The organism is Luteococcus sp. (genome assembly GCF_043424415.1).
In the GTDB taxonomy this organism is placed as follows: Bacteria; Actinomycetota; Actinomycetes; order Propionibacteriales; family Propionibacteriaceae; genus Luteococcus.
The window spans coordinates 1-14,260 of the sequence record NZ_JBHWOO010000155.1; the positions used below are offsets into that span (position 1 = coordinate 1).

A 14,260-nucleotide genomic window follows, 5' to 3' on the forward strand; every position below is an offset into this window, starting at 1 on the left:
CGGGGGAGTGGTGGCCGGCATGATGTCGGCAGCCCAAACCTCCATCAACGGCCGGCTCGGCGTGCTCGTCGACTCGCCACGCGCTTCGGCACTCGTCTCCTTCTGCATCGGCACCCTCGCCCTGGTGCTGCTCAACCTGGCCCTGAGCTCCCGCCCGAAGCTGGAGGTCCCGGCCGGGGAGCGCGGCAATCCCTGGTGGATGTGGACCGGCGGCCTGCTGGGAGCCCTCTACGTCGCGGTCAATGCGACCCTGGCTCCCACGATCGGCACCGGGATGACGATCGTGCTCAGCCTGCTCGGCATGACCTTGGCCTCCGTGGTGGTCGACCGCTTCGGACTCCTGCACAACCCGCCCCGCCCGGTGGGGCCGATCCGGCTGGTGGGACTGCTCGTGCTCGTCGCCGGGGTGGCGATGATTCGCTTGTTGTGAGCCGAAGCCCAGAATGCGGGTGCGCCATGCCCGACAGCCCGGCACACTTTCAGGCCATCAATTGCAGTGAGATGGCCATGACCGCCATCCCCGCCACCAGCCCGTAGACGGCCGCATGGTGCTCGCCGAACTTCTCGGCGGTCGGCAGCAGTTCGTCGAGGCTGACGAAGACCATCACCCCGGCCACGGTGCACAGGCTCAGCCCAATCATCTCGGGCGAGATCCAGGAGCGGAGGGTGAAGTAGAGCAGGGCGGCCCCCAGCGGTTCGGCCAGGCCCGATCCGAGGGCATAGGCGAAGGCGAGCCGGCGCGAGCCCGTCGCCGCGAGGATCGGCAGGGCGACGGCGATCCCCTCGGGGATGTTGTGGATGGCGATGGCCACGGCGATCGGGACCGCGGCGCGCAGGTCCTCCAGGCCGGTGACCAGGGTGGCGAAGCCCTCGGGCATGTTGTGCAGGGTGAGGATGGCGGCGGTGATCAGCCCGGTGCGCATCAGGGCCTGGGCGCGGAGCTCGTTGGCGCCGCTCGGTTCCTCGTCCGACGGCTCGTGCGGGTTCAGCGGTGCGGGGACCAGCCGGTCGATCGCCATCACCACCGCGATCCCGGCGAAGAAGGCGCCCAGTGCGAGCCACTGACCGCCGTGGCCCTCGAGGCTGCGGGAACCAGTGGGAAGCAGTTCCATGAAGGAGACGTAGAGCATCACCCCTGCCGACAGCCCCAGGCCCGAGGCGAGCAGACGGTGCGAGGGGGAGCGGCGAGTGATGACGACCAGTCCGCCCAGGGCCGTCGCCAGTCCGGCCAGGATGGTCAGCAGGAAGGCTGCCTGGGTGGTGTCGAGAGCTCCCATGGCGGGATCCTAGTCAGGACTGCCTGGGTGGTGTGGACCGCAAAGCCTTACGCCGACGAAGAACGAGGGCCACGCCCGGCGCTGTGCGGCCCTAGCGTGGTTGCATGGACATCGACACTTCCCGCATGGACTCCATCCCCGCCCAGCAGCAGCAGTGGCCCGGCCTCACGACCCTGCTCGATCCGCCCGCCGACCACGGCGAGACCAGCTACATCGGCCGCGGACGACTCGAGGGCAAGAAGGCCCTGATCACCGGCGCAGACTCCGGCATCGGACGGGCCACCGCCATCGCCTTCGCCCGCGAGGGCGCCGACGTGGCCATCGGCTACCTGGAGGCCGAGCAGTCCGACGCCGACCAGGTCAAGCAGCTCATCGAGGCCGAGGGGCGCACCGCCGTGCTGGTGCCCAAGGACCTTCGCACCAAGCAGGCCAACCAGGAACTGGTCGAGGCCGCCGTGCAGGGCCTCGGAGGGCTGGACATCGTCGTGGCCAATGCCGGCTACCACTGGGGACGCACCGAGGGCCTGGCCGAGATCGGCGAGGACGAGATGCGCCAGGCCGTCGAAACCAACCTGTACGGCACCGTCTGGCTCTGCCAGGCCGCGCTGCCGCACCTCGGCAGTGGATCGGCGATCGTCATCACCACCTCGGTGCAGGCCTATGACCCGTCCGAGAGCCTGATGGACTATGCCGCCACCAAGGCGGCCCTGAACAACCTCACCGTTTCGATGGCCGCCGACCTGGGCCCGAAGGGAATTCGGGTCAATGCCGTGGCTCCCGGGCCGATCTGGACGCCGCTGCAGCCGGCCACCAAGACCGAGGAGAGCGTCGAGGGCTGTGGCGCCGACACGCCCCTGGGCAGGGCCGGGCACCCGATCGAGGTGGCCACCGCCTATGTCTACCTGGCCAGCGACGAGGCCAGCTATGTCTCTGGTAGCGTGCTGGGCGTGACTGGCGGCAAGCCCGTCTTCTGAGCCAGCCGCCACGCCAGGCCCACTGCGCACACCAGGAGGAGACGTGGAGAAGTTCACCGGATGGATCGTCCGCAAGGACGGGGCGACGGCCACCGCCGCCCTGGAGTCGCTCGACATCGCCCTGCTCGACGAGGCCCCCGAGGGGGCCGACGAGCTCGACGTGCGGGTGCTCCACTCCAGCCTGAACTACAAGGACGCGCTGGTGCTGCACGGGCGCCCCGGTGTGGTGCGCCGCCACCCGCTGGTGGCAGGCATCGACCTGGTCGGCGAGGTGGTGGCCAGCCGCGACGACTCCTTCACGGCCGGCGACGTCGTGGTCCTCAACGGGGCGGGGCTCTCCGAGACCCTGCACGGCGGCCTGGCGACGCGCGCCCGGATCGGGGGCCGCGACGCCGTCGCCGTGCCCGATGCCTTCACCCCCAGCCAGGCGGCCGCCATCGGCACTGCCGGCCTGACCGCAGCCCTGAGCATCCTGGCGCTCATCGATGCCGGCATCACGCCCGACGACGGCCCCGTCCTGGTCACCGGCACCGGCGGCGGGGTCGGCTCGGTCGCGGTCTCGATGCTCGCCGCCCTCGGCCACGAGGTCCACGCCGTGACCGGTCGGCCCGACGAGTTGGGCGAGCAGCTGCGCGCCCGCGGAGCGGTCGAAGTGGTCGCCCGTGCCGAACTCGACCAGCCCGGCCGGCCGCTGGCACGCCAGCGCTGGGCCGCCGCGGTGGATGCGGTCGGTGGCCACGTGCTCGTCAACGCCCTGGCCGGGCTGTACGACGGGGGAGTGGCCACCTGCTGCGGCAATGCCGCCGGGCTCGACCTGCCGGCCAACATCGCCCCCTTCATCCTGCGCGGCGTCAGCCTGCTCGGCATCGACTCGGTGCGTATCGACCCCGAGCTGCGGGCCCGCGCCTGGCAGCTGCTGGCACAGCATCTCGACGGGGCCCAGCTCGACCAGATGACCCGCACCGTCGCGCTGGCCGAGGCCCAGGAGACGGCCCGGAAGCTGCTCGAGGGGCGCGGCACCGGCCGCACGGTGGTCGACTGCCAGGCATGAGCAGCTGCCCGCCCAGAAGTGTCGAGGGCCAGTGCTTTCGCGCACCGGCCGAGGATCGGCTAGTATTGCGGGGCCTGCCCAGCAGGCGCGCGGATGTAGCTCAATGGTAGAGCCCTAGTCTTCCAAACTAGCTACGCGGGTTCGATTCCCGTCATCCGCTCCAGCACCGGTGGCCCCCGTCCAAGGACGGGGGCCGCCGTCATTCCAAGGGCATGCCACCAATGATCGCTGCCGGCAGGCAGACGTCCTGACCGGCCAGTCGTTGGCCGTGGCGCCCACGGGTCGCTAGCATGGATCGGGTCTGCGTGCGAGCGCCCATGCATTGCGCGCGTCCAACCAATCTGACGACGATCAGGAGAACCTGTGCCCAGCACTGTTGAGCAGCTCAGCCCGTCCCGGGTGAAGCTCACGATTGACATGCCCTTCGAGGAACTGAAGCCGAGCCTGGACAATGCCTACAAGGAGATCGCCCAGCAGGTGCAGATCCCCGGCTTCCGCAAGGGCAAGGTTCCCGCGGCCATCATCGACCAGCGCTACGGGCGCGGCATGGTGCTGCAGGAGGCCATCAACGACGCACTTCCCAACGCCTACGGCCAGGCCGTCGTCGAGCACAAGCTGACCCCGCTGGGCCAGCCCGAGATCGACGTCACCAACCTCGAGGACGGCAAGAACGTCCAGTTCACCGCCGAGGTCGACGTGCGTCCCGAGTTCGACCTGCCCGACTTCTCGACCATTCAGGTCGAGGTCGACGACACCGAGGTCAAGGACTCCGACCTCGAGGAGCGCATCGACATGCTGCGCCAGCGCTTCGCCACGAACAACGACGTGGAGCGCGCCGCCAAGGATGGCGACGTCGTGACCGTCGACCTGGAGGGCTCGCAGAACGGCGAGGTCCTCGAGGACGCCACCGCCGAGGGGATCCAGTACAAGCTGGGCTCGGGCGGCATGCTCGAGGGCATGGACGAGGCCATCATCGGGCTCAAGGCCGGCGAGAGCAAGACCTTCACCTCGAAGCTGTTGGGCGGCGCCCATCGCGACGAGGACGCCGACATCAAGGTCACCGTCACCAAGGTGCAGGAGCAGGAGCTGCCCGAGATCGACGACGAGTTCGCCCAGATGGTCAGCCAGTTCGACACCGCCGAGGAGATGCGTGCCGACCTGATGGAGTCCATCGTGCGCATGGCCCGCCTCGAGCAGGCTTCCGATGCCCGCGACAAGGTCCTCGAGGCCGTCATCGCCAAGACCGACTTCGAGCTTCCGCAGTCCCTGGTCGAGGCCGAGGTGAACGCCCGCAAGCAGCAGGTCACCCAGCAGCTGGCCGCCGCCGGCCTGAGCGTCGAGCAGTACCTCAAGGACGCCGAGGACGAGACCGCCGAGACCGAGGACGAGTTCTGGGCCGAGATCGAGAAGCGTTCCATGGACGCCCTGCGTGCCCAGATCGTGCTCGACAAGATGGCCGACGACAACGAGTACGAGGTGGGTCAGGAAGAGCTGACCCAGATGATCTTCTCCAAGGCGCAGCAGAACGGCACCTCGCCCGAGCAGGAGATCCAGCACATGCAGGAGCACAACCACCTGCCCGAGTGGATGCAGGAGGTGCGTCGCTCCAAGGCCCTGGCCGAGATGGTGAGCGGTGCCTCCATCTCCGACGCCAGCGGCCGCACCATCGACCTGTCCAAGCTCGGCCCGGACGGTTCGCTGGCCGAGTCCGATGAAGACGAGGACGAGGCTGCCGAGAAGGCTCCGGCCAAGAAGACGGCTGCGAAGAAGGCCCCGGCCAAGAAGACCGCCGCCAAGAAGACCGCCGCCAAGAAGACCGCGGCTGCCGAGCCCAAGGCCGACGAGGCCTGAGTTCTGCCCGTAGTCGGGTCGGCCTGACCAGGCCACGGCCCATGCAGCCCTAGACTGGGCGTCGCACCATCGGTGCGGCGCCCAGTCGGCATTCGTGCCCCGACAGGCACATTCCATCCCTCCAGTCATGCAGGAGTCAGCAGTGCTCGAGAACCTTCGCCGACGGCTGTCCGTCGGACCCTTCCGGGCCAGGATGCAGTGGCCGGCCGAGACGGTGGACGTCGGCATCCTGCACGGACCCGAGACCCCCCAGCAGGCGGCGGCACGTGTCACCGACCGGCGCGCCGCGCAGCGCCGGATCGTGGTGCGGGAGGTCCCCGAGCCCCAGGCTCCCGAGGCCGTGGTCGAGTCCCTCGAGCCGGAGGGCCGTGGCGGCGCGATGCCGCGGTTGGTGCTGGTGCTGCTGTGCCTGGCGGCCGCCCTGGTCTCGCTGCGAGAACTGCGGGAGATTTCCAGCCTGGTGGCGCCGGTCTTCTTCGCCCTCAACCTGATGATCACGGCCTATCCGCTGCAGCGCGTGCTGGTGCGCTGGGGTGCGCCCAGCTGGCTGGGCGCGGTGGTGGCGGGGATCACCGTGCTGGTGGTGCTGGGCCTGATGGTGCTCGGCCTGAGCTATGGCGTCGCCGCGATGCTGGGTGAGCTGCCCCGGTACACCGCCCAGTTCACCGCCCTCTACAACCAGTCTCTGGACCTGCTCAAGGGCCTCGGCTTCGAGCAGACGGTGCTGGTGAATGCTCTGAAGGGGATCGACCCCAACAGTGTCGTCACGGTGGTCACCGGGGTCCTGAGCAATGTCTCGGGCGTGGCCTCGCTGGCCGTGGTGATCATCACCACCCTGATCTTCATGGTGATGGACTCCATCCAGATCGACGAGCGCCTCGACGCTGCCCGCCGCAGCCATCCCGCCTTCGTCGACGGGCTGCAGAGCTTCGCGCAGGGCATCCGCAAGTACTGGCTGGTCAGCACCGTCTTCGGCCTGGTGGTGGCGGCAGTCGACTACGTCATCCTGATCGGGCTGGGCGTCCCGCTGGCCCTGGTCTGGGCCATGTTCAGCTTCCTGACCAACTACATCCCCAACATCGGCTTTGTCATCGGCCTGGTGCCGCCTGCGCTGCTGGCGCTGGTCGACGGCGGCTGGCAGCCCGCGGTGATCGTGGTGGTGGCCTACTGCGTGGTGAACTTCGTCATCCAGTCCATCATCCAGCCACGCGTGGCCGGCGATGCCGTCGGTCTGACCCCGACGATGTCCTTTGCCTCACTGCTGCTGTGGGGCTGGGTCTTCGGTGGCCTGGGCGCCCTGATCGCCCTGCCGCTGAGCCTGCTGTGCAAGGCCCTGCTGGTCGACGTGGACCCGGCCTCGCGCTGGGCCAACACGCTGATCTCCTCCCGGGTCAGCGATGGGGAGCCCGTCGGCTGAGGGCGTAGCGCCGCTGGGGCGCCAAAGCCCGGTCCGGCGTTGTTTTGTCACCGCCACCGGGTAGGTTTCAGGGGTGAACGATTTTCAGACTGACCCCGGCCCCCGCATGGCGGGTGGCGTCGGCAGCGGCTTCGGGATGACCGACAACGTCTACCAGTCCCTGCTGGCCAATCGCATCGTCTTCCTCGGTGACGAGGTCAAGGACGAGAATGCCAATGCCATCTGCGCGCAGCTGCTGCTGCTCAATGCGGAGGATCCCCACAAGGACATCTACCTCTACATCAACTCCCCGGGTGGTTCGGTGACCGCCGGCATGGCGATCTTCGACACCATGCAGTGGATCAGCAATGACGTGGCCACCGTGGCCATGGGCCTGGCTGCCTCGATGGGCCAGTTCCTGCTGAGCGCCGGAACCCACGGCAAGCGCTATGCGCTGCCGCACAGCCGCATCATGATGCACCAGCCCTCGGGCGGCATCGGTGGCACGGCCTCCGACATCCGCATCCAGGCGGAGCAGTCGCTGCACATCAAGAAGCAGATGGCCGAGCTCATCGCACAGCACACCGGGCAGCCGCTGGCCCAGATCGAGGCCGACTCCGACCGTGACCGCTGGTTCACCGCGGCCCAGGCCCTGGAGTACGGCTTCATCGACCACGTCTACGAGCGCGCTTCGCAGATCTCCAGCGACGCCCCGAACCAGTGAGGACGGCAATGTTCAACAACATCCCGATGCCGGCCCAGATGCAGAACCCGGCCATGCCGGGTGGCATGGCCCCGACCGGTCCGTCGATGGACTACTACATCCCGCAGTGGGAGGAGCGCACCTCCTACGGGATGCGTCGCGTCGACCCCTACACCAAGCTCTTCGAGGAGCGCATCATCTTCCTCGGGACCCCGATCGGTGATGAGGTCGCCAATGCGGTGATGGCCCAGCTGCTGTGCCTGCAGCAGATGGATTCCGAGCGTCCGATCAGCATGTACATCAACTCGCCCGGCGGCTCCTTCACGGCGCTGACGGCGATCTACGACACCATGCGCTACATCAAGCCCGACGTGCAGACCGTCTGCCTCGGCCAGGCCGCCTCCGCCGCGGCCGTGCTGCTGGCCGCCGGTACCAAGGGCCGTCGCATGGCGCTTCCCAACTCGCGGATCCTGATCCACCAGCCCGCGACCGAGGGCACCTACGGCCAGAGCTCCGACCTGGAGATCCAGGCCAATGAGATCCTGCGCATCCGCAGCCTGATGGAGAACATGCTGGCCAATGACACCGGCCAGAGCGTGGAGCAGGTCAGCAAGGACATCGAGCGCGACAAGTTCCTGACCGCCGAGGAGGCAGTCGAGTACGGAATCGTCGACGACATCCTCACCTCGCTGAAGGATCTCGCCTGAAATCCTGCTGCACAAGGGGCCGTGGCGGCCAGTCGCTGGAAGCCACGGCCCCTTGGCGGGCTAGGGTCGGTGACGACGTGGAAAGGACGTGGCATGGCGCGCATCGGTGAATCAGGGGACCTGTTCACCTGTTCCTTTTGTGGCAAGAGCCAGAAGCAGGTGAAGAAGCTCATCGCGGGTTCCGGGGTGTACATCTGCGACGAGTGCATCGACCTGTGCAACGAGATCATCGAGGAAGAGTTCAGCCAGGGCTCCGACGTGGGACTGCTGGACGAGCTTCCCAAGCCCACCGAGATCCGCGACTTCCTCGACTCCTACGTGATCGGCCAGTCCACCGCGAAGAAGACCCTCGCCGTGGCCGTCTACAACCACTACAAGCGCGTCCAGGCCACCGCCAGTGCCGGCCCGAGCCGTCGCTCGCCCGAGGACGAGAGCGTCGACCTGGGCAAGTCCAACATCCTTCTGGTGGGTCCCACCGGGTGTGGCAAGACCTACCTGGCCCAGACGATGGCCCGTATGCTCAACGTGCCCTTCGCCATGGCGGATGCTACGGCGTTGACCGAGGCCGGCTATGTGGGTGAGGACGTCGAGAACATCCTGCTCAAGCTCATCCAGGCCGCCGACTACGACGTCAAGAAGGCCGAGACGGGCATCATCTACATCGACGAGATCGACAAGGTGGCGCGCAAGAGCGAGAACCCGTCGATCACCCGCGACGTGTCCGGTGAGGGGGTGCAGCAGGCGCTGCTGAAGATTCTGGAGGGCACGGTCGCCTCCGTCCCGCCGCAGGGTGGGCGCAAGCATCCGCAGCAGGAGTTCATCCAGATCGACACCACGAATGTGCTGTTCATCGTCGGGGGTGCCTTCGCCGGCCTAGAGGACATCATCAACGACCGGGTCGGCAAGCGCCCGCTGGGCTTCAACACCAGCCCTGACTCCCGTACCGAGGTGGGCGATCCCTTTGCGCAGGTCTCTCCCGAGGACCTGCACAAGTTCGGCCTCATCCCTGAGTTCATCGGCCGCCTGCCGTTGGTTGCCACCGTCTCGCCGCTCGACCAGGACTCGCTGGTGCGCATCCTCACCGAGCCGCGCAATGCGCTGGTCAAGCAGTACCGCAAGATGTTCGAGCTGGACGGCGTCACCCTGGAGTTCACCGACGACGCCGTCGAGGCGGTCGCCGGCAAGGCCCTGGAGCGCGGGACGGGCGCCCGTGGCCTGCGCTCGATCCTGGAGGAGACGCTGCTCGACGTCATGTTCGAGGTTCCCAGTCAGGACAGCGTCAGCAAGGTCGTGGTGACCGGCGCCTGCGTGCGCGGCGAGGCAGCACCCACCCTGGTGGCCAACAACAGTTCGCGTCGCGGCAAGCATCGGGCCGAACTGAGCGCCTGAGCACCGCGCGGGCGGGTCAGGCCGGGACTTCCGGCCTGCAGGGGATGCACGGCCCGGACATGGTCTGGCTCTTGGCGCAGTGGCAAGCCACAATGGGGGCATGACCACCTCAGTGCTCGTGACCGTGCCCACCCAGGAGCTGCTGGAGCGACTGCGCCCCGAGCTCCCCGATGACGTCCGTCTGGAGGTCTGGCCCATGGAGGGGCCCTCCGGGCTGGGACGAATCGACTTGGCGGTCATGCCCTACATGGCCAAGCCCCAGGTGCTCGACATCCTGGCCGGCGAGGAGGTGAGCTCCGTGCAGGCCCAGTCGCTCGGCTATGACGACTTCGACAAGCACCTGCCCGAGGGCGTGGTGCTGGCCAATGCGGTGGGCGTGCACGAGGACGCCACCGCCGAGCTGACCCTGGGCCTGGTGCTGGCCGCCGAGCGCGGGCTGGACACCTACCTGCGCGAGCAGCACGAGGGGGAGTGGACCCAGCGCTTCCACCCCGGCCTGATCGGCCGCACCGTCCTGCTGGTGGGGGTCGGCGGTGTCGGCAAGGCCATCCACCGTCGTCTGGACGCCTTCAGCGCCACCGTCGTGCGGGCCGCCTCCCGCGAGCGCACCGATGAGCAGGGCACCGTCCACGGCCCCGAGTCCTTGCCCGAACTGGTCTCCCAGGCAGATGTCGTGATCCTGGGGATGCCTCTGACCGACAAGACGCGCGGCATGTTCGAAGCCGACATGATGGCCCGGATGAAGCAGGGGGCGCTGCTGGTCAACATTGGCCGCGGCCCGCTGGTCGACACCGATGCCCTGGTCGAGGCAACGCGTAGCGGCCACATCCGCGCGGCGCTCGACGTGATGGATCCCGAGCCGCTGCCGGCCGACCACCCGCTGCGCCAGATCGACGGCGTGCTGATCACCCCGCATGTCGGGGGCCGTTCCTCGAGCATGGACGACCGCATCGTCGAGCTGGTGACCGGGCAGGTGCAGCGCCTGGTCAAGGGCGAGGAGATCGACCACCGCGTGCTGTGACGGGGTTGGCCACTCCTGCGGGGTAGTCTCGGCACGCACAGTCCTTGATCCCCCCCCTTCAGGAGCACCCCGATGCACACCTTGGCGAAGCTCAGCCTGGGCAACCGCGCCCTGATCGCCCTCATCACGATCTTCGCCGTCTTCTTCGGGGGCCTCACCGCTACCGGACTGAAGCAGGAGCTCATCCCGTCGCTGCAGATCCCCAGCGCCTTCGTGATGACGAGCTACCCGGGCGCGAGCCCGCAGGTGGTGGAGGAGAAGGTCACCGCGCCGATCGAGCAGGCGGTGCTGGGCCTTCAGGGGCTGGAGGGCTACACCTCCACCTCGTCGACGGGCACCTCGACCGTCACGGTGAACGTGGAGTACGGCTCCGACATGGACCAGGTGCAGCAGCAGCTACAAGCCGCGGTCAGCCGCATCAAGTCGGTGCTGCCCGAGGAGGCCGACTCGCAGGTCTTCACCGGCTCCACCGAGGACATGCCGGTGCAGGTGATCTCGGTCAGCGACGAGGGCACTCCGGAAGCCTTGGCGCAGCGCCTGCAGGCCATCGGCATCCCGGAGCTGGAGAAGATCCCGGGCGTGCGCCAGGTGAGCATGTCGGGCGCCCGCGAGCAGCAGGTCCAGGTGGTGCCCGACGAGAAGAAGCTCGCCGCCGCGGGCCTGACCACCGCCCAGGTGCAGCAGGTGCTCACCCAGTCCGGCGGCCTGGTCTCGGGTGGGCAGCTGGCCTCGGGGCGTCAGGAGCTGGCCGTCACCGTCGGCAAGCGCTTCGGCTCGGTCGACGACGTCAAGGAACTGGCCCTGGTGGGCACCGCGCCCGCCGTTGCGCCCGGCGCCGCCCCGGCCACCCAGCCGAGCCCGGCGCCCCGGCCGGTGACGCTCGGCCAGGTCGCGACCGTCACCCAGGTGCACGCGCCCGCCACCTCGGTCTCGCGTACCAACGGCAAGCAGGGCCTGTCGCTGTCGGTCACCAAGACCCCCGACCGCTCCACCGTCGAGGTCTCCCGGGCGATCAGTGACGCACTGCCCGGCATCGCTGCGGCGATGGGTGACCGGCCCACTTTCACCACCGTCTTCGACCAGGCACCCTTCATCACCCAGTCGATCCACGACATGCTGGTCGAGGGCGGCCTCGGGCTGCTGATGGCGGTCGTGGTGATCCTGGTCTTCCTCAAGAGCCTGCGCTCCACCCTGGTGACCGCGGTCTCGATCCCGGTCTCGGTGCTGCTGACGCTGATCGGCCTGCGCATGGCGGGCTTCAGCCTCAACATCCTCACCCTGGGGGCGCTGACCATTGCCATTGGACGGGTGGTGGACGACTCGATCGTGGTGGTGGAGAACGTCAAGCGCCACCTGTCCTATGGCGAGGGCAAGTACGAGGCGATCATGAATGGCGTGCGCGAGGTGGCCACCGCCATCACCGCCGCGACGATCACCACGGTCGCGGTCTTCATCCCGATCGGCCTGGTCAGCGGCCAGACCGGCGAGCTCTTCCGGCCCTTCGCCTTCACCATGACCATCGCGCTGCTCGCCTCCCTGTTGGTGGCACTGACGATCGTGCCGGTGCTGTGCTACTGGTTCCTCAAGCCCATCGACGGTCCCGCCGACGCTGTCGCGGTGGAGGCCGAGGCACACGAGGCCGAGCGCAAGGGCTGGCTGCAGCGCGCCTACCTGCCGGCCCTCGACTGGGCCCTGGCCCACCGCTGGGTCTCGGTGCTGCTCTCGTTGCTGCTCCTGGGCGCCTCGGTCGCGCTGGGCAGCACGCTCAAGACCGACTTCTTGGGCAGCTCCGGCATGAACACCCTGAACATCACCCAGAAGTACCCGCCGGCGCTGTCCCTGGCCGAACAGGACGCCCGCGCCGCCAAGGTGGAGAAGGCCGTGCTGGGCCTCGACGGGGTCGAGACCGTGCAGGCGACTCTGGGCGGCTCCGGCATCGAGGCCATGTTCGGTGGAGGCGGACAGGGCCAGGCGACCCTGTCGGTCACCACCGATGCGGACGCCGACCAGACCGAGCTGGCCGAGCGGGTGCGCGAGGCCGTCAAGCCCTTCGAGGATGACGGTCCGGTGACGGTCAGTGCCGCCCAGGGGATGGGCAGCGGTGACGTGGAGGTGGTGGTCACCGCCGCCGACCAGAAGGCCTTGCAGCAGGCCAATGACGCGCTGCTCAAAGCCTTGGTGACGGTGCCTGAGAGCAGCAATGTCAGCTCCAGTCTGGCCGCCGACCAGCCGCAGGTGCAGGTGGATGTCGACCAGACCAAGGCCGCGGCGGCGGGACTGAGCGAGCAGGCCATCGGCCAGCTGGTGCGCTCACGCCTGAGCCCCACCACGCTGGGCCAGGTGGAAACCGGCGACGGCCGCACCATCGACCTTGTGGTGACCAGCAAGGACAAGCCGGTGGGCCTGGACGAGCTGCGCGCCATGCCCGTGGGTGTGGGTCCGTCCGGTGCCGTGACGCTGGGGCAGGTCGCCACGGTCCGTCAGGACTCGGTGGCCACCGAGGTGGACCACACCGACGGGCAGCGCTCGGTCACCATCACCCTGACGCCGACCGGTGACAACCTGGGCGCCACCACGGCGCAGGTCGGCAAGAAGCTCGACGAGACCACCCTGCCGGCGGGGGCCAGCGCGGAGCTCGGCGGTGTCGCCACCGAGCAGGGCGAGGCCTTCGCCCAGCTCGGGCTGGCACTGCTGGCGGCTGTTGCCATCGTCTACGTCGTGATGGTGGCCACCTTCAAGAGCCTCGTGCAGCCGCTGATCCTGACCATCTCCATCCCCTTCGCGGCGGTCGGCGCGATCATCGCCTTGCTGCTCACCGACACGCCCCTGGGCGTCCCGTCGATGATCGGGTTGTTGATGCTGGTGGGTGTGGTGGTGACCAATGCGATCGTGCTGATCGACCTGGTCAACCACTACCGCCGTGAGGGAATGGACGTGCACACCGGACTGGTCGAGGGTGCCCGCCAGCGTCTGCGGCCGATCATGATGACGGCCGTGGCGACGATCTTCGCGCTGATTCCGATGTCCCTGGGACTGTCCGGTGGCGGCGTGTTCATCTCCAAGCCGCTGGCGATCGTCGTGATCGGTGGCCTGCTCAGCTCCACACTGCTCACCCTGCTTCTGGTGCCGGTGCTCTACTCGCTCGTCGAGGGCCGCTTGGAGAAGCGTCGCGGTGGCTTCCCGACGGCCTCCAATGCTCCGGAGCGTGCAGCGCTGGTCGAGGAGGAGCCGGCCCGTCCCCGTCGCTCTCGCTGAGGCTGCCTGGCAGCCCTCAGCCGTCGTGGGCGTGGCGTGGCGTGCGTCGGAAGACTACCCAGCGCATCATGCAGTACATGAAGACGGCCTCGGCGGTGGCTGCCAGCAGGCGGGCCAGCTGGAAGTGCACGCCCACGTGGTGCAGCAGCGACGACAGTCCAACGACGAGGAGTGCGTAGTTCACCACGACGGTGACGACATAACGCGCCAGCTCACCACCGACGGGGGAGTTGGACTCGAAGTTGAGGGTCCGGTTGAGCGCATAGGCCAGGGCCAGGGCGACGATGTAGCCAGCGCTGACGGCGACCGGATAGGGCAGGCTCGCCACCCGGAAGCCGAACCACAGCAGTGCCATGTCGGTGGAGAAGGTCAACAGGTTGATCAGGCAGTAACCGACCAGGGTGACGGGCAGGTGGTGGCGGATGGCCTGTGGGAACAGGCTCCACAGGCCGTCGCGGAATCGGTCGAAGCGCCGTCTCCATGGTGACGGGGAATCCACCGAAGGCTCGCAGCCGGTGGCGGTCATGGTGCTCGTCGTCGCGGGCGGCGGGATCACGATCCCGATCCTACCGATCTGGCATCGATCGGTGCGGGGTCCAAGAGACGCGGGAAGGCCCCGAGCCGTCAGGCTCGGGG

General features: G+C 68.3%; 12 protein-coding genes and 1 tRNA gene. 11 read left to right on the forward strand and 2 right to left on the reverse strand.

Features of this window, described 5'->3' with window-relative positions; all coding sequences use genetic code 11:
* The coding region (locus ACHFFZ_RS09450; RefSeq protein WP_394276387.1) for a DMT family transporter at positions 1-430 on the forward strand (430 nt) is incomplete at its 5' end.
* A gap of 49 nt (positions 431-479) precedes the next feature.
* On the opposite strand, the gene zupT is transcribed toward ACHFFZ_RS09450, so the two are convergent.
* Positions 480-1,277 carry a zinc transporter ZupT gene (gene zupT / locus ACHFFZ_RS09455; RefSeq protein ID WP_394276388.1) on the reverse strand — a complete coding sequence of 266 codons (798 nt, stop codon included), beginning with the start codon at positions 1,275-1,277 and terminating at the stop codon, positions 480-482.
* 104 nt (positions 1,278-1,381) lie between these two features.
* Between zupT and ACHFFZ_RS09460 the strand changes: the two genes are divergently transcribed.
* From ACHFFZ_RS09460 to ACHFFZ_RS09505, 10 genes are all read left to right on the forward strand, one after another.
* The gene (locus tag ACHFFZ_RS09460) at positions 1,382-2,251 is read left to right on the forward strand and encodes an SDR family oxidoreductase (RefSeq protein ID WP_394276389.1); all 870 of its coding nucleotides are present in this window, start codon (positions 1,382-1,384) and stop codon (positions 2,249-2,251) included.
* A 43-nt stretch (positions 2,252-2,294) separates the two neighbouring features.
* On the forward strand, positions 2,295-3,302 hold the full coding sequence (locus tag ACHFFZ_RS09465; RefSeq protein ID WP_394276390.1) for an acryloyl-CoA reductase: 1,008 nt from the start codon (positions 2,295-2,297) through the stop codon (positions 3,300-3,302).
* Positions 3,303-3,391: 89 nt separating this feature from the next.
* A tRNA-Gly gene (locus tag ACHFFZ_RS09470) sits at positions 3,392-3,465 on the forward strand.
* 200 nt (positions 3,466-3,665) lie between these two features.
* On the forward strand, positions 3,666-5,153 hold the full coding sequence (gene tig / locus ACHFFZ_RS09475; protein ID WP_394276391.1) for a trigger factor: 1,488 nt from the start codon (positions 3,666-3,668) through the stop codon (positions 5,151-5,153).
* Between the two features lie 193 nt (positions 5,154-5,346).
* Positions 5,347-6,570 carry an AI-2E family transporter gene (locus tag ACHFFZ_RS09480; protein WP_394276397.1) on the forward strand — a complete coding sequence of 408 codons (1,224 nt, stop codon included), beginning with the start codon at positions 5,347-5,349 and terminating at the stop codon, positions 6,568-6,570.
* A 106-nt stretch (positions 6,571-6,676) separates the two neighbouring features.
* Complete coding sequence (locus tag ACHFFZ_RS09485; RefSeq protein ID WP_394276398.1) at positions 6,677-7,273, forward strand: ATP-dependent Clp protease proteolytic subunit; 597 nt, start codon at positions 6,677-6,679, stop codon at positions 7,271-7,273.
* Between the two features lie 8 nt (positions 7,274-7,281).
* Positions 7,282-7,959: an ATP-dependent Clp protease proteolytic subunit gene (locus ACHFFZ_RS09490; RefSeq protein WP_394276392.1), complete on the forward strand. Its 678-nt coding sequence runs from the start codon at positions 7,282-7,284 to the stop codon at positions 7,957-7,959.
* 93 nt (positions 7,960-8,052) lie between these two features.
* Positions 8,053-9,348, forward strand: a complete 1,296-nt coding sequence (clpX, locus tag ACHFFZ_RS09495; RefSeq protein WP_394276393.1) for an ATP-dependent Clp protease ATP-binding subunit ClpX — start codon at positions 8,053-8,055, stop codon at positions 9,346-9,348.
* Positions 9,349-9,448: 100 nt separating this feature from the next.
* Positions 9,449-10,369: an NAD(P)-dependent oxidoreductase gene (locus ACHFFZ_RS09500; protein WP_394276394.1), complete on the forward strand. Its 921-nt coding sequence runs from the start codon at positions 9,449-9,451 to the stop codon at positions 10,367-10,369.
* Positions 10,370-10,441: 72 nt separating this feature from the next.
* Positions 10,442-13,624, forward strand: a complete 3,183-nt coding sequence (locus tag ACHFFZ_RS09505) for an efflux RND transporter permease subunit (RefSeq protein WP_394276395.1) — start codon at positions 10,442-10,444, stop codon at positions 13,622-13,624.
* Between the two features lie 16 nt (positions 13,625-13,640).
* Here the strand turns inward: ACHFFZ_RS09505 and ACHFFZ_RS09510 are convergent, their stop codons facing one another.
* Complete coding sequence (locus ACHFFZ_RS09510) at positions 13,641-14,180, reverse strand: GtrA family protein (protein WP_394276396.1); 540 nt, start codon at positions 14,178-14,180, stop codon at positions 13,641-13,643.
* Positions 14,181-14,260 lie beyond the last annotated feature (80 nt).

Excerpts from the sequence above, each read along its gene's own strand:
- zupT (WP_394276388.1), bottom strand. The coding sequence starts at position 1,277 with ATGGGAGCTCTCGACACCACCCAGGCAGCCTTCCTGCTGACCATCCTG.
- ACHFFZ_RS09460 (WP_394276389.1), top strand. The coding sequence starts at position 1,382 with ATGGACATCGACACTTCCCGCATGGACTCCATCCCCGCCCAGCAGCAG.
- ACHFFZ_RS09480 (WP_394276397.1), top strand. The coding sequence starts at position 5,347 with ATGCAGTGGCCGGCCGAGACGGTGGACGTCGGCATCCTGCACGGACCC.
- ACHFFZ_RS09485 (WP_394276398.1), top strand. The coding sequence starts at position 6,677 with ATGGCGGGTGGCGTCGGCAGCGGCTTCGGGATGACCGACAACGTCTAC.
- ACHFFZ_RS09490 (WP_394276392.1), top strand. The coding sequence starts at position 7,282 with ATGTTCAACAACATCCCGATGCCGGCCCAGATGCAGAACCCGGCCATG.
- clpX (WP_394276393.1), top strand. The coding sequence starts at position 8,053 with ATGGCGCGCATCGGTGAATCAGGGGACCTGTTCACCTGTTCCTTTTGT.
- ACHFFZ_RS09500 (WP_394276394.1), top strand. The coding sequence starts at position 9,449 with ATGACCACCTCAGTGCTCGTGACCGTGCCCACCCAGGAGCTGCTGGAG.
- ACHFFZ_RS09505 (WP_394276395.1), top strand. The coding sequence starts at position 10,442 with ATGCACACCTTGGCGAAGCTCAGCCTGGGCAACCGCGCCCTGATCGCC.